Raw genomic sequence first — 20,170 nt, 5'->3', positions numbered from 1 at the left:
CTATTTCCTGTAAGCAGCTTACGTTTGGCTGTCTCCATTAGAATTTAACGAGATTGCTTTTTTCAGGGTGTCTGAAGGCTTATCGTCGGCGGAATGGACTTCGCAACAAGAAACTTGGAAAGTTTCTTAAAGTTGAGGGCACAGCTATTCTTGACAGGAAAAATAGAAAGCGTGTTCCCAAACAGAAGGATTTAGAAAAACTAGAATTACTGCCGACTCCCTAGCTATTGGCATCAATTTGATGCATATTATTGGAAGTGAAACTTGTCGAGGAAAATCATTTCTTTATATTTATAATTCTCTCGCGATTTGTCGAGATTGGTCAATTTCATTGCTATTTAAATAATGCTCACCACAATGCCAAATTCAGAAAAGGCTTTCCTTGAAATAAGAAAATATTTCACCACTTGGGTAACAGAAGTTGTTCTTGCAAATACTACAGGCTATTTTAATATTAATAAAATCTCTGAAGGGACAGCACTATCCTTACTCAATTTGATATTTGATTTTGAGCTTCGTGATCTTAATAAGCAAAAAGTTAACTATCCTGGCATAGATTTAGGGGATGACGAGAAGGCTATGGTAGCTTTTCAAGTTACTTCGCAAACTGATAATACTAAGGTGTTATCTAGCCTTAAGACATTCCAAGACAAAAAGTTTAAGGATCGCTTTCCAAACGGTATTCGGTTTCTAATCATAAACAACAAAAAGAATGTTAGGAAAAACGTAAAAGAATTTGCGGGTTTTATGGAAATTTTTGATCCAAAAACTGACATATATTATCCAGAAGACTTAATAAAGTTAATCGAACAACTTTATTATAAGGAGGAGGAAAGATTTAATAAAATCAAAAACTTACTAAGACGAGAATTTGACAATTCCTTTAGACAAAACAATGATAAAAAGTTAGTTGTTGATTTTAATTCTCCATTAGATAAATTCACATTCTACAAACGAATTTTAACCGGTATTCATCAGGATTCCTTAAATGAATTTGTTCAATTCGAATGCAAAATGGATACTGCTGAAATTTCGACAAATGATTTGAAAAGTATCATTTTAAATAATGATGGGATATTGATTTTAGGACCATCTGGCTGTGGGAAATCCATTCTTTCAAGAAAACTAGCAGTTAACTTTCTTGAACAAGGGATTGCTATAATATTGGAAAGTAAATATTATGAAACGGACTTAAATTCCTTATTTGAAAAATCTATTACCGCTTTTGGATTCAGTTCAGGCACAGACCTTTTTGAAACATCATGGATCTTAAAACTCCCAGTGTTATTTATCATTGATGGTCTTAACGAGTGTGAACCTACAAAAAAGCCAAAATTATTGCTAGAGCTTGAAAAGTTAAAAAATGATTACCAAATAAAAATTTTAATTAGTAGCCAAAAGCAAGACTCGCTTTTTGATCCTCTTGGGCTATTACAAATTGATGTTGATTACCCTTCATTTGAAACGAAAAGAGCAATTGCCACTGTCTATAGTGGTAAATTTGCTAATACTAAACTGGATCCTATACTAAATACTGTGTCTAGTGCTCTTGAAGCCAAAATGGTTGGCGAAATTGCAGTTGATGATATTAATGCTGTAAGCCGCTTTACTTTATTCGAGGCCTTTATTGGACAGAAACTTGGTGAAGAAAAATCCAATGTTTTTTTGTTTTTAGCACATATTGCTCGGATGCTATCTGATGGTATATCTTTCAGTTTACCAGAACGAAGAATAGATGATATTTTACGGGCTAACACCATTTCACAGCCTATTTATGATGCGTGTTTGGCAATAAAAATTCTAGATAGAACTTTGGGTAAAGTCAGTTTTGGTCACGAAATGTTCTTCAATTTCTTTGTTGCGGAAAGTGTAATTCGTTTTTCACCAGATGCGCCGTCAATTATTGCTCAAATCAACTCTCCAAGGAATTACGATAAGAAACTATTGATCATCGGGTCTATAGATGATTCCTGTATACTTGATCAAGTTCTGGAGAGTATTACAGACATAGGTTTATTAAATGCTCTGTGTCAGGGTGATGGTGGCGAATATTGTAAAAAATGGATTGAAAGAAAGCTAACTGAAATCTTAAAAAGAATAGATCAAGAAATCACACAAGTCGAATATGAATTAAATAAAGAGGAGGTCGCTGGCATAGGCTTTATCAAAGCTACTTTGTTGGATTGGAGCAATGAGCAATATGCTTTAATTAATTTGCTCCCGTATAGGCTGGTCCAGGGGGAATTTTTACAGGAGTTTTATAGCTTGGTTGGTATAATGGATGGGAGAAGGCAAGCTGCGGTTAAAAAATTATGGGAAGAAGGCAAACAACAAGGTATTAGTGTTAGGTATGGAACTTTTTCGGCAACATACATTGGGATATCAAGTTCAAAAACAGCAATGGCTTCCATTATTTCTGGTCTACATTCTGGATTTGCGACATTTAATAATGAGGCAAGTTTTACAGATGAGATGGTTCAGACACTGGTTAGGAATAGGTCATTGAACTACGGTGAGTTCTATTTCATCTTAGTATTGTTGCGATGGGACGAAAGACTTAAGTATTTATATCCGTATGCTTTAGATGTAATAAGAAACAAATGGCAAAGTGTTCCGTCTCAATTGATACATGAAATTCTTGATAGGGCTAGTTATTTCCATAGAACAGAAGAAGAGCGACAAGAATTTATAGAGGCCCTAAACAGTATGCATAGTGAAACTCAGGATGCCTGGATGTCTACCAGTATTTTTGATGCACTTTCGCAAATCGGGGCATTAGAGGAAGATGCAAACAGTTATATCCCAACAGTTGCTGAACAGATTGATAAAATTTTAAATGATGTAAATTCAGAGGATAACTGGCGAGAGGCGAATGGGCTCTACAACTGTCAATTTGATCACCCTTATGATTATGCCTATCAGGTTGCGATTTCAAATTTGGAGGTTAGTAAAAAAGAACTTTTTTATCAAATGGCCCTCAAAGGTCAGACTAGTGTTTTTTTTGGAACAATACTCTTTGTTGAGGCGTTCAAGTTACTTAAAGAGAAGATATGCCCTCTAATTTCAAACTGGACAGAAAATCCAATTATTGAAAAGTCTTTTCCACAGGATTCTATTCGAGTGTTTCTACTTTCGCATATTATATTGGCAAAATACAATTACCCATTAGTCAGTAGGTTCGCAGCGGAAGATGGAATCGCTGAAAAATCTCTTTTCGCAGCAGCGGAATTATATTATTGGAACAATCGAAAAGATTTGACCGCTCAACAAGTAAAAGATTTTTCTCGGAAGGCAGAATCTATGTTCTTTGATTCATCAAATATTTACGTGATTGACACTTTGTATGAATGCCGGCATAACATTCTTCAAGCAAGTTTTAGAAATATTTTTGAAAGTGATTCAATTGTATTTATTGAAGATCAATCGCAAGTAGCTATAATTGATGTCTGTAGGTTCGCGTTACAAAATTTAGATTGGCAAAAGAACATCAAAAATTTCAGTCATGGAAATGATGCGAATACCAAAGCAATATATTTGTTAGAAAGATTAGGGAGTTTAGTCGATGTGGATTTGTTGCGTAATTTATCTGAGCATCCTATATACGGGGAACCTTCTGTTAAGGCGATAAAAGAACTTAGCCAAAAGATTAATTAGTATAACAAAATGAAACATGCTTTAATTGGTTACACCTACCAGCATAGAGTTACTTCTCTGTTGCTTTCTTTAATGGATGCAAGGAGAACAATTGAACGTTTAGAAATTGAGGTTGATGCAGAGCATAAATTTGATGATGTTAATGTCGTCGTAGGTGGTGAAAACTACTTTTTTCAGATTAAAGATTTTGAGAATGTTTCATTAAATGATTTAGTAATAAGTGGCGACAGTGTAAAGATTCAAGGTAAATTACACAGGCTTTCTACCGGCATAAACATTATCTTCTTTAAAGGTATTGACGTAGATGTCGATAATGAGATCCTGGGATTTAGTTCAAAGCTACATCATGGTGTGCATATCGTTTCACTTAGCAGAATAGAGATTGATAAAGTTGTTGACGAGCTATATAAAGTGGATCGTTGGAGAAGGAATATTATTGATCAGTTTCTTGATGATAAACTGGATAAAAGAGAATTCAAAATATCCAGACAGGATTTGCCAACGGTCAATTTTTACAGTACAAAGCTTACCGAACCCACTGTTGATGTGGCAAGAGCTATACTTAGTAATGAGAAGTTATTGTTGATTGAAGGTAAGCCAGGAATTGGAAAAAGCCATTTGGTGAACCATCTAATCAATACGATAGACAGTACGATTGTTTATCGTTTCTGGACGTCCAATCAGGACACACATAAACAGGAACGTTTAATGTTTGAAAATTTCCTCGTAGATATATCAAAGCGACTATTTACGGACTACATCAGCCGTACGGAAGACGATATTATAAATAAAATAAAAGAGCTTGGATCAACTGTTGTCATAGACGGACTGGATCACGTCGAGAACTATAACAGAAGTGATCTGGAACGCTATATTCTATTCTTTGATCAATTGAAAGAAAGCTCCGATATCATTGTACTGAGCAGGCCTTTAAAACGGCAGCTAGAATGGAAAAAGCAGTTGTTGGGAAACTGGAACTTTAACCAAACTAAACAAGTTCTCCAGGAACTATATCATTTCGATGAATATGGCGATGCGGAGAAAATATATTCAATAACCAATGGTTATCCTATATTGGTAAGGTACATTGCAGAACATTATAAAAAATACGGGCAAATTCCCGATTTTGGACAATTTCCGGATGTCAATAGTTATTATGACGAAATAGTTGGAAAGGAAAATGGAAAACAGGCTCTAGCTCTTTTTCTTTGTACCAGTGCTTACATCATGAGATCAGAAGTTGATCTTTTCCTTGGAGAGGAAACTGCGTCAATTGTTCATGAGTTTATAGATGAACGTCCGTACCTGTTTGATCTTCGCCTTAATAGGGTTACATTGTTTCATGACAGCTTGCTTACCTATCTAAGAAATACAAAAATCAACTATTCAGCTATTTCGCAAAAGGTATTAAGTCTAGCATATAATTCCGTCATGTCGGGTGAAAAATGTTTTCAGTCACGACTAATCCATTTTGATTTTTCAGTTGAACAAATAAAGTCAATTGTAATAAAATATGCATCGCTTGAATATTTTCAAATTCAAATGAGTGACATGATTGACTATGAAGCAACCAGGGAGTTTTACGGTCATATAAGAGAGATGTTAATTAGCCTTGATCCAGAAGATCTTAATATTAATCAGTATTATGATCTCGCATTAATCTTTTGTCTCGTCATACGTGACCATACATCAACGCTTAACGGATTCAACTACACGTATCTAAAAACACTATTCAAAAATGGTTATAACGAAGAGAGTATTACTAGTAACAGGTATCTCTATGGTATGCTTTACTATTTGAAAACGAGCGATGGGTCATTTCTGGAAAACCTGAAGAGTGATGATATGTATGATATTCAAAGATTTTATCAGGAACTCGAAAATGAACTACTGGAAGAAAAAGCTTTCTTTCGTCCTTATATGCGACCCCTTTCTCAAAAAAGTATCCAACGCATAATCGAGAATAGAGATTACGTGAATTACCAAGATAATTTAGCTTACATTTTGGCGGATCTTTATGTGAATTTTGATCAAAGAAACAATTTTAAAGTGTTCTTTGCTACTATTGATAATTTTATGAAAGGTAGTGAGAAAACTGCGGAAGATCTCTTAAAGCCGATTGTTATTAAAGGTGGATATCAAGATTATTATGCAAGATGGATTCTGGAAGCCGCACGAAAAAGGTTGTTGGCTATGGGAGAATGCGGAAATCAAAATGATTTCATGAAATTGTCTCTGAGAGAGTACTTAGAAAAAAACAAGTCAAAAGGAAGTTTTGATACTTGGAAAGGACTGTTAGATTTTATGCGTCTTTCCTTATACCAAAATCGTAGTATTGACATTGCATCCATATCAGCGTTTTGGACAAAATATTATCAAAGGCATGACTATACTTTACTGAATATACCATGGGCTTTGGCTGTTTTCGAAGATAAAGGATATGCGGACTGGAGAGATAGTGTTCGTTTAATAAAAGAAATACAAGCCATTTCAGAGAAAGGCTACCGATGGTTATTAGGATCTTATATTGAGGAAAAGGGAATAGGTTTTTTAGACCAGTTGCTTAGTGAATTTGACTTTAAGGACTTGAAAATATCTTGGTTTCTTCTGCCGACAGAATTTATAGATGTACTTCCCCAAGAAGTTTTTTATTATGAGCTAGGGGAAGAAATGCGCTATCACTCGTACAGTAAAAGTATAGAGCTTAGCGGTATTATTAATGCAATCAAATCAAATAAACTATGGTTACTTAAAAGGGATTTTACCTGGGCTAACTTTAAGGTTCGTGTTAAAAGTAATGCCCCGGAAATTAATCTGTTAAAGAAAATAGGATTGCAGATTGAAACTTATAAACCAGAATATTACGAACGAACAAAGAGACACAAAACTTCGAAAAACCATAAAAAACCAAGTTTGATTGAGATCGCGCAAACACCCAATAGCAACTATACTGCATTACCCGAACCTGAAAAATTTCGTCAATTTACCCAAAATGATATACGGGAAAGCATCTATAAGATTTTTTATTATGCCCTTACCGCAAAACCTAAAAATTTCGATTCTTTCAACAACGCTTTTAGTCTGCCGGGTAGCATGATTAAAATACTTGCAGATGCAGACGTTGAAACGGACTATTATTCTCTCTTCAAAAGCTTCGGAAGCTTTCTGGAATTATCTCAATACGAGTTAAAGGAAATTGTTGTTAGTGATATCCGCAAGGGCAATAGATTCTGATTGCCGGTTTTTATCGATCAATCCGTAAATTAGAAATTATAATCAATGACCATGGCTAACGAAAAGAACCAACCTTTACTACAGGTAAAGATGCCAACCCAAGGCTGGAAACAATTCCTGACTGCTAGAACTAAAATGCTTATGGCTTATGACATAGCAAAGGAACAAGAAAGCAATAGGCAGGTAAAGACCAGGCATGGTCTTGTCGCCGAAGCCGAATTTAGAAGGTGGTTGAGCGAATTCTTACCCAAGCGATATGGAGTTACCTCAGGGTTCATCATCTCGCCTGGGATCTCTAGTTCCGAGTACATGGTGCATTACGATGTGATTATATACGACCAGTTAGAGTCCCCTGTTTTATGGGTTGAGGACAATCCAGATTCTTCGGAACAAGGAAAATCTTTTGCGATCCCGGTAGAATATGTTCGTGCGGTAATAGAAGTAAAATCCTCATTCAATGGAAAGTCCGTTAAGCAAGCAGTCGAACAGCTTTCAAAGCTAAAACCATTATTGGCACGCGTTGATCCACCAAATAGTAGAGGCAAACTATATCTTCCGGCGAATTTTTTCTGTGCAACTGTCTTTTTCGAGCTTCGAAAAGAAGATGAAAAGGATTTTGCGGCGATGGATGAACTAGTGGAGGCTACAATGATTCGGAGATTTTTCGGTGGCATCATACTCCGTGCGGAAACGGAATACAAGCGAGATGCTGGGAAGATATTCTTTCGAAACGAAAATATTGCCTCCCAGGCAGATACTAATACCTCGCTGGCTTTTTGGGCAACATCAAAGTCCCTAAAATACAGAGAAGATGCACATTTCAGCCTTTTGTTGAACTATTCGGAGAGATATTTTTCAGAATTTGCATTTGACATCCTTGCTCTTTTGAATGGTACATACCAGCCGCACGTTCTTTCGAGCCTGTATTGCATGGGCACGACCTTTCAGGAAAATGGTAATTGCGTTGAAACGCGGTACTTTGATCCCGAAGCTGTCAAAAGATATAGGGAGGAAACTGCGGCAATACTGAAGGCACAAGGATATGAAGGATTTCAACCATTGCTTTAAAGTTGCCTATTGCTAGTAATCCATCATTATTGATTTAAGTCTCTTCTAAAGGGATAAAAATTCGTAAATTAATGTGGTGTTAATTTTTTCAATATGTCAGTGCAAGGCATCGGTTTGAGTTTTTTTCTGAAACGCCCAAAAAATAGAGACGATGCATATCGTTATGTCTATTTGAGAATAACAATGTATGGTAGTACAACAGAATATTCGACCAGAAGAAAATGGGAGGTTGGGAGATGGGACAGAAGTAAAAACAGAGCAAGAGGTAGAAAAGAAGATGCCATTTCATTAAACAATATACTGGACACGATATCTGTCAGATGTCATGAGATTAGGAGCCGGATGATAGACAGTGGAATAGCAGTGTCGGCCCAAGCGATAAAGCAAACATTGCTTGGAAGAGGTGAGGAACAAATCACATTAATGACGATTTTTGCAACATTTCTTAAAAACATGAAGCATAGAGCTCTGGCAATGATATGTACTCTAACGACAGTTAAGAAATACGAAGTCGCCTCTCTGCATATGCGAGATTTCCTAAGAGCTAAATATGATAAGACAGATATACTTCTTAAATCATTAAATTATGAATTTATAGAGGGTTACGACCTGTGGCTTCGGGTGGAAAAGAAGTGCTGTAATAATACTGCATTAAAATATTTGTCGAATATAAAAACAGTTATTTACTATGCAATAAGGAAGGGATTTCTCAGATCTGATCCATTCGAGGGATATAAAATAAGAAAATCTGAAGTTCTTATTGTTCCATTGAGCCCCAGGGAATTGCGGAGTATTGCTCTTAGAAAATTTACAGTGGACAGATTGCAGTTCGTTAGGGACGTATTTTTGTTTTGTTGTTATACGGGTCTATCTTATTCAGACGTCCGAATGTTAAAATCTGCATCTATTCAGGACGGCTTTGATAATGAGTTATGGCTTACAATAAAGAGAAGGAAAACAGGTGTAATCATTAGGTTACCTTTATTGGAGGAAGCCAAATCCATATTACATCAGTATGAAAGGGATGAATTTTGCCTTAGGACCGATAGCCTACTTCCGATATTTAGTAATCAAAAAACAAACGAATATCTAAAGGAAATTGCAGCACTTAGTGGAATATCAAGACGGCTTACATTTCATATGGCCAGACATACATTTGCTACCACTATCACTTTGGCAAATGGTGTGCCGATCGAAACAGTTTCGAAAATGCTGGGGCATAGTTCTCTTCGACAAACTCAACACTATGCTAAGGTGTTAGATAGACAAATTAGTCAGGATATGAAACAGCTTAAGTTGAAATTATCCCAAGAGTCTAAAAATTAATAGGTTGGAAATTCTAAGCTTTCTGTATATTTGCGGCGTTAATAGATTGATGCTAGAATGAAAAGAGAGGTGGGTAGGGCATCTTATGAAGAAATTGGAGGGGTTGTGGAGAATCGTGGCGAATTCGTGGCACTTTTTAAAAAAAAACTGAAAATCGAGGTTTAAATGTGCTTCAAGGCTTGGGTTCAAGTTCCTGGCTCTCCGCAGTAAAAATAAAAAGGTCTTTAGATAAAATCTAAAGACCTTTTTTGTTGATGTCGTACCATTCTGGAATAAATTGATCCATAAAAATCTACCGTTAATATTTTGTTAAAGAGGTTTTTGTAAAATCTTTAGTATGCTGAAAGTCTTTACTTTGATTTTGTTTAATTTTAAAAACCGACAAATCAAAAAATCATGAAAAAACTAATTTTATTATTCCTGCTTATTCCTTTCCTGGGGTCAGCACAAGACAAAGGGACTCATTTTGAACATGGACTTTCCTGGCAGCAAGTAAAAGAAAAAGCTAAAAAAGAGAACAAATACCTTTTTGTGGATTGTTTTACTACTTGGTGCGGCCCATGTAAGTACATGACCAGCACAATTTTTCCTCAGGAAAAAGTAGGCGATTTCTTCAATAAAAATTTTGTGAACGTAAAAGTCCAGTTCGACAAAACAAAGGACGACAGCGAAGAAGTGAAAAGCTGGTATGCAGACGCTGAATTAATAGACAAGGAGTTCAAAATAAGAGCTTATCCTACATTTCTGATTTTTTCACCCCAGGGAGAACTGGTACACAGAATTGTTGGTGGTGGAGATGCGGATGGGTTTATAGCTAAAGCGACAAAGGCATTGAGCCCTGAAACGCAGTATTATACAATGTTAAAAAAATACAACGCAGCTAATCCATCTCCAGAGGAACTAAAAGAACTGGTTGCTATTGCCGAGGCTGCATATGATGAAGAAAATGCCACAAAATTCGCAGCTGCTTATCTGGCAACACAAAAAGACCCTTATACAAAAGCGAATTTGGAGTTTTTAAGTAAATACCTAAAAGACAGTAAAAGCAAAGGCTTTGCGTTGATATTAAAAGAGCCTAAAAGAGTGGATGCTGTTCTTGGAAAAGGAAAAGCAAATGAAATCCTGGGTAAGGTTATTCTTAATGAGCATATTTATCCCGGATTAAGAAAACCAACTGCAAATATAGATTCTCTGATTACAGCAGCTAACGCTAAATATCCTACGGTTGATATGAGAAAGTCAACAGATCTGCTGAAAGTTCAGTTTTACCAGGGAACAAAAAAGTGGGATAAGTTTCAACCTGCAGTGCTGGACTATATGAAAAAATATGGCTCAGAGGTAAATGCAGAAATGTTGAATAATTTTGCCTGGGCAGTTTTTGAAAACTGTAAAGACGCTGATTGCGTTGCATCTGCGATGGCATGGAGTAAGCGCAGTGTTGAAGAAACACAGGAAAAAGAACCTGCATTTTTAGATACCTATGCAAATCTGCTTTACAAGCTGGGTAAAAAAGATGAAGCAATTGCCATGCAGCAAAAGGCGGTGAATTTAGTGCCGGCAGAGAAAAAAGGTGATTATCAGGCGACGCTTGATAAAATGAAAAAAGGAGAGTAAATTCATCAAATTAACGTTGTAAAAAATGTCCGTATCATGAACTTCATGATACGGACATTTTTAGTTTAGGGAAAAAGATAACATGATCCAATCATTAAGTTAAACTTGTTTGTCTTGTTTTGCAGTAATAGCAAGATGAGATTTAACATGGAAAAAAAAGAAATAAAGATTAGTTCAGACCTGCAAAAGTTCATTGATAAATTTGAACCCAATAAGTTTAAATTGTTGGCTAAAGGTATCGAAGTTAGAGGCATAAATGATATGCACAGAAATATCACTCAGGCCAAAGCGCTTATTGAAAGATTAAATCTTAATCTGATTGTCTCACATAACGCCGAAATGATCAGTTATGGTGGTTTTGAAGTCAATAATCTGTAAGCTCAAAAGATGTATTTATTCAGCCAACCTAACTGATGTTATGTCAACTGAATAAGTGCATTATTAATGTGTAAGGCCCTTGCACGGCTTTACACTAATCCCGGATTTACTTGGTAAGATCCCAAATACAACTTATTCCTTTATTAAGATTTTACTTTTAAGGTATAAATAACTATGTTTAGTTATAATAACCTATATCATAAGATTTTAGATGCTCAAATTCGTAAAAAGTAGTACCAAAGGTATTTTCAAAGTTCTAGCTGTAGCAGTAGTTGCGTTTACCACCCTGCAATTCACATTATCAAGCCCTCCTTCATTACAATTAAAAAAAGATGCGCGTATTGTCCTTATAGGGAACAATCTGGGCTCTAGAATGATGAATTATGGGTATTTTGAAACCGAGCTGCATTTACGTTATCCGGATTTCAATCTCTACATACGAAATATGTGTGATGGCGGGAATACGCCAGGTTTCCGACCGCACGCTAGCAGGGTTTCACCCTGGGCTTTTCCTGGAGCCGAAAAATTTCAGACAGAATTGGCTCAGCCATCAGATAGTCAGGGGCATTTTGAAACTGAAGATCAGTGGCTTGGCAGACTGAAAGCAGATGTGATTATTGCATTCTTTGGTTATAATGAGTCATTTGAAGGTGCAAAAGGTCTGGCGAATTATAAAAGAGAACTTGATGCCTTTATTAAACACACGCTCAACCAAAAATACAATGGTACGACAAGACCACAATTAGCTATTGTATCACCAATTGCTTTTGAGGATCTTTCAAAACAATTCGATTTGCCTAACGGGAAAAAGGAAAACGTGAATCTAGCTTTGTATGCCGAGGCGATGAAAGTTGTAGCGGCCGACAATAACGTACATTTTGTAGATGTCTATTCACCTACGAAGAAATGGTTTGATGTTTCGGGAAAATCACTGACTATCGACGGATCTCAGCTTAGCGATGAAGGGTATGCCCGTTTTGCACCGCTGTTAGCTGACCTGGTTTTTGGTAAAAGTCCTGCAAAGGCCGAAGAAAATCGTGCCCTGGTTCGTGCAGCAGTGGAAGAGAAGAATTGGATGTGGCATAATGATATTAAGATGCCAAATGGAGTACATGCTTTTGGACGGAGATATGATCCCTTTGGTCCGGAAAATTATCCTGCTGAAACGGCTAAGATCCGTGAGATGACTGCAATAAGGGATACAGCGATTTGGCAAGCGCTGACTGGCAAAAAAATGGATCTGGCGGCGGCCGATAAAAAAACGACTCCCGTTCCAGTCATCAAAACAAATTATAACCCGGGTAAAAATGGGAGTTTGGAGTATTTGTATGGCAAGGATGCACTTAATAAGTTTAATGTAGCCCCTGGATTTAAGATAGATCTTTTTGCGTCGGAAAAGGAGTTCCCGGATTTGGCTAATCCATGCCAGATCACTTTTGATAACAAAGGGCGTTTATGGGTGGCAACTATGCCTAGCTATCCTCATTATAAACCTGGAGATGCTAAGCCAAATGATAAACTGATTATTTTAGAAGATACGGATAACGACGGTAAAGCTGATAAACAAACTGTTTTTGCCGATGGTTTACACCTGCCATTAGGATTTGAAATTACACATGATGGAGTTTATCTATCGCAAGGGACCAACTTTATGCTGCTAAAGGATACGGATGGCGATGATAAGGCAGATACCAGAGAAATCCTCTTAAGTGGTTTCGACGATCATGATACCCATCACAATATACATGCTTTTACGGTTGATCCTTCTGGTGCTATATATATGGGGGAAGGGATATTTTTGCATTCTAATATTGAAACCTCTTACGGACCTGTCAGAGCGACTAATGGCGGGTTTTTCCGTTATAGCCCACAGCGCCGTCATCTGGAACGTACTGCTCAGCCTTATGTGCCAAATCCATGGGGCATTGCTTTTGATGACTGGGGGCAGAACTTCTATGCTGCAACATCTGGGCCTGATGTGCGTTGGATGATGCCAGCTACAATAAAACCAAGATACGGAGTGATAACAACCGAATCGAGAGATTTGCTTCAACCCGAGCACCGCGTACGTCCTACTTCGGGTCTCGAATTTATTTCTAGCCGTCACTTCCCTGATGAGCTGCAAGGTGATTTTCTAATCAATAACACCATCGGGTTTTTAGGTACTAAAGAGCATACGCTGACTGATGATGGAACGGGTTATAAAAGTAGACACAGACAGGATCTATATACATCAGAGGATAAAAACTTTAGACCAGTCGACCTGGAGATTGCTCCTGATGGTTCTTTGTATGTAGCAGATTGGCACAATATTCTAATCGGACACATGCAACACAATGCGCGGGATCCGTTAAGAGACCATGTGCATGGACGGATTTATCGGATTACCTATCCTTCCCGTCCTTTGGTAAAGCCGGCCAAAATTGCAAATGCCGAAATTTCGGAACTTCTGGATAATCTTAAACTGCCAGAGTACAGAGCTCGTTATCGCACCCGTGCTGAGTTAAGAGGGCGCAAAGCCTCGGAGGTGCTTCCTCAGCTAAAAGTCTGGATAGCGAAATTAGATAAAAATGACGCTAAGTATGAGCATCATCTTTTGGAGGCACTTTGGGTGACCTGGGGGCTAAATAAAGTCGATCAGCCATTACTCCGTCAGTTGTTAAAAGCTAAAGATTATCATGCAAGGGCTGCTGCAATAAGAGTATTGAGGTATACAGGACATCAAGTCCTGGATCAAGAGGATTTATTAATGCAATCGGCCAATGATCCGCATGGTAGAGTACGTCTTGAAGTGATCACTGCCGCCTCCTGGCTGCCCGCAGAAAAAGGCTTGCCTATTGTAATGGAAGCAGGTAAAAATACACTTGACGATTGGATGAAGCCTGCTTATGATATGGCTGTAGCGCATTTAAACGGAAAGTCTGGGGTAGAGAAAAAAGTAGAAAAAGTAGCAACAACCTTTACAGGTGCAGAACGTACACTTTATGTAAAGGGAAAGGCAATCTTTGCCAGAGAAGGATTTTGTATCACTTGTCACCAGCCGGATGGTAAAGGTTTGCCGTCGTCTGGTTTTCCGCCAATTGCAGGGACAAGATGGGTAACTGGAAGCCAGGATCGTCTAATTAAACTGGTGTTAAAAGGTTTGCACGGACCAATGGTGGTTAAAGGGAAGAAATATGAAGGACAAGTACCCATGACTCCATTTGGAGGTATGTTAAAAGACGATGAAGTCGCGGCGGTACTGACCTATGTGAGAAACTCTTTTGGTAACAAAGCATCATCTGTATCTCCGGAGAAAGTAAAAGCAATAAGAAATGCGACGAAAGATAAAAAGGACTTTTACTCACCTGCAGAATTGCTTAAACAATATCCTTTAGAGGCGAAATAAATAAAATCCTCGGAAAATGTTTTCTAAACGTTTTCCGAGGACTCACTAAACGCGGGCGTTAAGTGAATTGAAATTGAATATGCTATTGGTGTCAGGCTGGTTGCCTGTAAGTACGGCTACCACATTTTTTGCGGTGAGCACACACATCTGTCTGTAGGTAGAAGCCGTAAGACTGCCTGAATGTGGTGTAATGATAGAACGGGAATGATTCAGGATAGGTGAGTTCTGGGCAGGAGGTTCCTCTGGTAATACATCTGCCGCGAATCCTGAAATCCGCCGTTCATTTAACGCATCTACAAGTGCATCATGATCAATAAGTGCTCCCCTAGCCGTGTTAATCAATAAGGAATTGGGCTTCATTAATGCAAGCTGTTGCTCTCCTATTATTGTGCCTATTTCCGAAGTAAAAGGTAAATGAAGACTCACTACGTCGGATTGTTGGAGTACTTCATTCATGGATAACTGAGTATAAGGTACATTTTGAACGGATCTGTTCCAATACAGTACATTCATGCCAAATGCCTCTCCGAGTCTGGCAACACGTTTTCCTATGTTTCCCAATCCAAGAATTCCCAGCGTTTTTCCATTTAGTTCATCTCCGGAGTACTGATTGCGCCAGTTCCAATTGTGTTGTTTAACCTGAGCAACCGACTCGTATAGGTTACGCATGAGCATCAACATCAGAGATAAGGTATGTTCAGCAATTGTAGCTGCATTTGAACCTGGAGCGTTGATCACCATAATGTTTCGGGCTGTAGCTTCCTGTACGTCTACATTGTCCAACCCAACTCCACATCTTGCGGCTACCTGTAAATCCGGGCAGGCTTCCATTAATGCTTTATTGACCTGACCTTTTCCACGGGTAATTACTGCGTGTATCTCATGGCGCCCTAACATGTCTTTTAAAGCATCATCATCATACGCAGGAAGTACATTCACATGTTCCTGAAGAATGGTTAAGGCTTCATCAGCTATAGTTTCAAGCAGTAAAACACTTTTTTTCATCTAATAGTATTTCGTTATTTATGGTATAAAGTGGCGTCATCAGATTTATATCCTCTAAAATCATTTCTATTGGACACATATAATCCCTCTTCATAAAGTTCATCCTGAAATATCAGCGGATCAACATCAGTTCCTGGCGTTGACGAAATTTCTACAAGGTTACCGGCAGGATCGCGTACAAACATTTGCATGGCTCCGTCTGGTAATTTTCGTACCTTCCCCCAAGGATTTATATCAATAACCTGAAGTTCTTTCATACGAAAGAAAATGCTGTTAAAATCATCAACTTGTACGCAGATATGTCCGCGAAAAGAGGTTTTATCTTCCCATTCGGAAAGATGAAGTTGCTGTTCATCGTTAAATTTGAAAAACATAACAGGGTAGTCAAACCTAAAGGCTGCAAGGGGTTCTAAACCTAGTTCATTTTGGTAGAACTCAGTCGCTTTTTCCAGGTTATCGACAATTAGTGTAACGTGATTAATTTTGATTGCACGTGCCATATGTGAAAATTTATAGATACAATTTAACTAGCTTTTTTAAATTTTTTGTTTGAATTCTTTTACAAAATCCCAGTTTGGTGTTAGGCCTAGTCCAGGGGCAGTTGGCGCACCAATTACGCCATTTGTAACTTCAATTTGCTCCTTTACTAAATCATACATCATTGGGTTTCCACCTAGTGAAAATTCAATAATGGTTGCGGATTGAGAAGCAAAAGCTACATTTAGTCCGGCCATAAATGAGAATGCGGAACCCCAGCAGTGTGGTGCCAGTTCAAGCTGGTTAACGGCTGCAAGATGCCCTACACGCATCGTCTCTGAAATCCCTCCAATAATAGCTGCATCAGGTTGTATCACATCCAGGGCTCTTACTTCAAGCAGATCGCGAATATCAAAGGCGGTGTATTCACTCTCCCCGGCAGCTATTGGAATGGCTGTACTTGCTCTTACTTCTGCAGTTCCATGCCTGTTGTCAGGACTAATAGGTTCTTCAAACCAGTACAGATTACAGTCTTCTACGCCGCGGCAAAATTGCTTAGCCTCAGGAACACTAAAGGTTCCATGTGCATCAGCCATGAGTTTTATATTAGGACCTAATGCTTTTCTCGCTGCTTTTACGCGATCAATACTATTCTGGACAGTCTGATCCATAATACCCACACGCATCTTTACGGCATTAAAACCTTTAGACACATACCCATTCAACTGCGCGCCTATGTTTTCGGCATCAGCCCAACCACCACTGGCATAAGCAGGCATCTGGTCGCGACAAGCGCCTCCTAGTAAATCCATAACAGGAACGTTTAATGCTTTTCCTTTCAAGTCCCACAATGCTGTGTCAATTCCACTCATGGCGGAAACGGTTAGGCCTCTTCTTCCCAGAATTGGAAACCTTCTGCCTCTTGAAAGGGCATAATGATCGCGTGTGCCATTATACATCTCTTCCCAAAGTCGATTTATATTTTTGGCGTCTTTGCCTAGTAAAATAGGTTTAAGCTCATTTTCGATACAGCTTACAATAGAGGCGCATACTCCTGAAGATCCAACAGCAGCCTTGGCCTCACCAAAACCCTGAAGGCCATCTTCTGTTGTAATTACAACAAGCGTCATGTCAAAATTGGTTAGTAATCCATAATCAGAAAAGTGTTGCTTTTCTTTCGGAATTGGACAACGTAGCCAAAATGCTTCTACATTCGTTATTTTCATCAGTTTTCAATTTGTTTTTTTAATGGTTATGAAGGTTGTTTAATGCCTATTGATCAGGCTTGATAAGGTATCGAAAGATTTTTTTGTGAGCATGGTGTAAAACTCTTCAGAGACTGAAGCACTACCATGATCTTCTAAGAATTTTTTCTGTTCCTGAGATAGATTTTCAGGGTTTTCATCAATAGAGTTGGGGTAAGGGTTGGCAGGTGTACGGTCTAGCGGTGAACAAAATTCTACTGATAATACATCATTATATCCAACCTCCTGAAGTGTATCGATGATTTTGTTCCAGTTCAGATTACCCATTCCAGGGGCCATTCTGTTGTTGTCTGCAACGTGAAATCCTACCAGTTTTCCTTTTGCTCTTCTGATCGCTTCGTATATATCGTCCTCTTCAATATTCATGTGGAAAGTATCCAGGCATATCCCACAGTTAGGGCCTACAGCTTGTGCCAGGGCTAATGCCTGATCGCCCCTGTTAATGAAATAAGTTTCAAATCTGTTGATAGGTTCTATCCCAATTAATATACCTGAGGCTTCTGTATATTCATATATTTCTTTCAGCGAATTAACGGCCCATTGCCATTCCTCTTCTGGTCTTCCGTCAGGTACTATTTTTCCAACGGTACCTGGTACCACCGAAACCATATGTCCATTTAGTTCTTTCACCATTCGAACCACATCCTTTACATATTGGACCGATTTTGCCCGCTGGGCTTCGTCCTTAGCAACCAGGTTGCGATCTTCCAACATCAGTGTAACTGAACCCCAGCAGGATAATCCATGATCCTTTAATAGTTTTCTTACATGATTGGTGTCATAATGCTCAGGGCTTCCTGCAATTTCAAGTTTAGTATAACCCAGACTGGAAGCTCTGCGAATAGTAGTTTCTATTGTTTCGGATCGCATCCAGTTGTGTATCGAAAGTTCCATAAATGTGTTCGGTATTTGGTTTGAGGTTAAAATTGTGTAAATAATATCTTGTTACTGTCTGTATGGAACATTTATGTCCATTTTCCCAGCCCATTTTTTCGGAACTGGCTTTCCTACTGTCCAGTGAATGGCATTTATAACCAGTCTTTGAAAGCCTTCTTCTTTAAAATCTTCGGGATGGCCGAGGGTCGTGGTAAACACTTTTCCTCCAGCAGCAGTTTTCCAGGTCCATGCAACGGGATTTTCTATGGCTGCCTTATCTGGATTTACGGACTTCCCCATCATCAACCAGGTAGATCCTTTGGAAGGATAGTCTGGCAACACACGGTATAACCATGAACGGGCATGAAAGTTTGGCGTTACCCCCGTTAACACGGGGTGCTTGGCTTGTGCAGGTACGATGGAGACATCAGTACTAGAGTTATGGCCATAATGCGTATGGCCTCCTTTTCCCCATCCCGGAGGAGCCCCCAATGCAAATTCACCAAAAGCATTCCATCTTTCAAGAGGATGTCCTTTTGGGTAATTAAAAGCATGTGTAGTTGTCCTGAAGCCCATTACCGGTTTGCCGGAATTCAGATAATCGTCAATATACTTCACCTGATCTTCTGGTAAACGTCTCCAGCGTAAATAAAATATCGCCAGATCTGCTTCTTTTAAGGCATCTAATCCCGGGATATTTTCTTCGGAATTGTGATCCGGAGCAGCTTTTAACACGATGGTACGCATCCCGTAATTTTTTTCCAGTTCTGCAGCGATAATCGGCAGCGTTTCTTCTCCGCTATACTCGTGATCACCAGTTACAAATACGACGAGTGGTTTTTTTGACAGCTTTGTTTTACTTTGCCCTATGCAAGAGTAAGCGCTAGATATAAATATACCTAGTGTGATTAAACATATAATGCCTTTGAGTTTTTTCATTGTGATACTACATTTGGTTTATTTGTCTAGACAAATTAGTAAATAATGCCGTGGAAAGTATAACGTAATCTTGTCTTCGCCAAAATAGCTTAATACTATAACAAAATTGCAAAAGGAACCCGCTAATTAGAAGCTTCTTTAATGGCGATCGTATTTATTTTTTGCCACTGCACTAAACAAATGGTGTCAATATCTGTTTTATAAAAAAGTCAAAAATTGCAGCCTACGAAATTCCTCTTCATCTTTTTATTTAGCTTACTTGGTAAGTCCTTTTTATATGCCCAGGAAAAAGGTGGTTCAAATGAGAAACCAGATGGAATCAGCATTAGTAAAGGGTTGAAGTTTTCTATTCTAACCTTTTCTTTGAGTAGTAGAAATGCCGTTAATGATAATAATATCCTTGTAAACTATATCGACCAGAAGAAAAATAGCTGGGATATTAGAGCCGATGGAGGATACATTATCAAAAAAGACCTTGGTGTTGGTTTAGGCCTTTCTTATGGAGAATCAAAGGACAATAATATCATTAAAAAGAGTGATGGTGGATTGACATTTAACAAAAGCTTCTCAAATGATTATGGGATCAGGCCCTATATTAAGAACTTTATCCCCCTCGACAACAAGAATAGGTTTTATATCATCAATCAAACCGAGCTGCAGTTTTTATTTGATCATTTGGTAAAGGAAAGTACTACAGATGATATTTTAACACGTACTTATACGACGAGGAATACCTATGGTATTGGGCTGAGACCAGGACTTATTATTTTTATTGTTAAGAATTTTGCATTTGAAACGACAGTCGACATTTTTGGGGTAAAACGGACCGTTGAACGAAGCCGGATTTCTGATATGCCCGACTCAAAAGTGGCGACAACAGATCTTAATTTTAAAATAAACGTTTTGAAAGTTGCCTTTGGTTTTTCTACTTACTTCTAATAAAACC

The 20,170-nt window shown here is 38.3% G+C and carries 13 protein-coding genes; 8 read left to right on the top strand and 5 right to left on the bottom strand.

Annotation, left to right across the window (positions count from 1 at the left end):
- Positions 1 to 357: 357 nt before the first annotated feature.
- The 7 genes from R2Q84_RS11160 to R2Q84_RS11130 all read left to right on the top strand — a co-directional run bounded on the left by R2Q84_RS11160 (position 358) and on the right by R2Q84_RS11130 (position 14,662).
- A complete protein-coding gene (locus R2Q84_RS11160) occupies positions 358 to 3,654 on the top strand; it encodes an SMEK domain-containing protein (RefSeq protein WP_316816625.1) in 3,297 nt (1,098 codons plus the stop codon).
- Between the two features lie 9 nt (positions 3,655 to 3,663).
- A complete protein-coding gene (locus tag R2Q84_RS11155) occupies positions 3,664 to 6,888 on the top strand; it encodes a hypothetical protein (RefSeq protein ID WP_316816624.1) in 3,225 nt (1,074 codons plus the stop codon).
- Positions 6,889 to 6,939: 51 nt separating this feature from the next.
- Positions 6,940 to 7,956: a DUF6602 domain-containing protein gene (locus tag R2Q84_RS11150; RefSeq protein WP_316816623.1), complete on the top strand. Its 1,017-nt coding sequence runs from the start codon at positions 6,940 to 6,942 to the stop codon at positions 7,954 to 7,956.
- Between the two features lie 93 nt (positions 7,957 to 8,049).
- Positions 8,050 to 9,282: a site-specific integrase gene (locus R2Q84_RS11145; RefSeq protein WP_316816622.1), complete on the top strand. Its 1,233-nt coding sequence runs from the start codon at positions 8,050 to 8,052 to the stop codon at positions 9,280 to 9,282.
- A gap of 396 nt (positions 9,283 to 9,678) precedes the next feature.
- Positions 9,679 to 10,896 carry a thioredoxin family protein gene (locus R2Q84_RS11140; RefSeq protein WP_316816621.1) on the top strand — a complete coding sequence of 406 codons (1,218 nt, stop codon included), beginning with the start codon at positions 9,679 to 9,681 and terminating at the stop codon, positions 10,894 to 10,896.
- Positions 10,897 to 11,043: 147 nt separating this feature from the next.
- On the top strand, positions 11,044 to 11,274 hold the full coding sequence (locus R2Q84_RS11135) for a hypothetical protein (RefSeq protein ID WP_316816620.1): 231 nt from the start codon (positions 11,044 to 11,046) through the stop codon (positions 11,272 to 11,274).
- A 211-nt stretch (positions 11,275 to 11,485) separates the two neighbouring features.
- Complete coding sequence (locus R2Q84_RS11130; RefSeq protein WP_316816619.1) at positions 11,486 to 14,662, top strand: PVC-type heme-binding CxxCH protein; 3,177 nt, start codon at positions 11,486 to 11,488, stop codon at positions 14,660 to 14,662.
- Between the two features lie 45 nt (positions 14,663 to 14,707).
- On the opposite strand, the gene R2Q84_RS11125 is transcribed toward R2Q84_RS11130, so the two are convergent.
- The 5 genes from R2Q84_RS11125 to R2Q84_RS11105 are packed head-to-tail and all read right to left on the bottom strand — an operon-like array spanning position 14,708 to position 19,224.
- Positions 14,708 to 15,667, bottom strand: coding sequence for a hydroxyacid dehydrogenase (locus R2Q84_RS11125; RefSeq protein WP_316816618.1), 960 nt, complete (start codon positions 15,665 to 15,667; stop codon positions 14,708 to 14,710).
- Between the two features lie 14 nt (positions 15,668 to 15,681).
- Positions 15,682 to 16,167: a VOC family protein gene (locus R2Q84_RS11120; RefSeq protein WP_316816617.1), complete on the bottom strand. Its 486-nt coding sequence runs from the start codon at positions 16,165 to 16,167 to the stop codon at positions 15,682 to 15,684.
- A 36-nt stretch (positions 16,168 to 16,203) separates the two neighbouring features.
- Positions 16,204 to 17,370 (bottom strand): mandelate racemase/muconate lactonizing enzyme family protein, encoded by a 1,167-nt coding sequence (locus R2Q84_RS11115; RefSeq protein WP_316816616.1) that lies wholly within the window; start codon positions 17,368 to 17,370, stop codon positions 16,204 to 16,206.
- Positions 17,371 to 17,409: 39 nt separating this feature from the next.
- Positions 17,410 to 18,303 (bottom strand): sugar phosphate isomerase/epimerase, encoded by an 894-nt coding sequence (locus tag R2Q84_RS11110; RefSeq protein WP_316816615.1) that lies wholly within the window; start codon positions 18,301 to 18,303, stop codon positions 17,410 to 17,412.
- A gap of 51 nt (positions 18,304 to 18,354) precedes the next feature.
- Positions 18,355 to 19,224, bottom strand: a complete 870-nt coding sequence (locus tag R2Q84_RS11105; RefSeq protein ID WP_316816614.1) for a ThuA domain-containing protein — start codon at positions 19,222 to 19,224, stop codon at positions 18,355 to 18,357.
- A 216-nt stretch (positions 19,225 to 19,440) separates the two neighbouring features.
- On the opposite strand from R2Q84_RS11105, the gene R2Q84_RS11100 reads away from it, so the two are divergent.
- Positions 19,441 to 20,163 carry a hypothetical protein gene (locus tag R2Q84_RS11100; protein WP_316816613.1) on the top strand — a complete coding sequence of 241 codons (723 nt, stop codon included), beginning with the start codon at positions 19,441 to 19,443 and terminating at the stop codon, positions 20,161 to 20,163.
- The last annotated feature ends 7 nt before the right edge of the window (positions 20,164 to 20,170 follow it).

Origin of the sequence: Pedobacter nyackensis, from assembly GCF_032678475.1 — a bacterium.
GTDB lineage: Bacteria > Bacteroidota > Bacteroidia > Sphingobacteriales > Sphingobacteriaceae > Pedobacter > Pedobacter nyackensis_A.
This window is presented reverse-complemented; position numbering and strand designations above follow the sequence as displayed.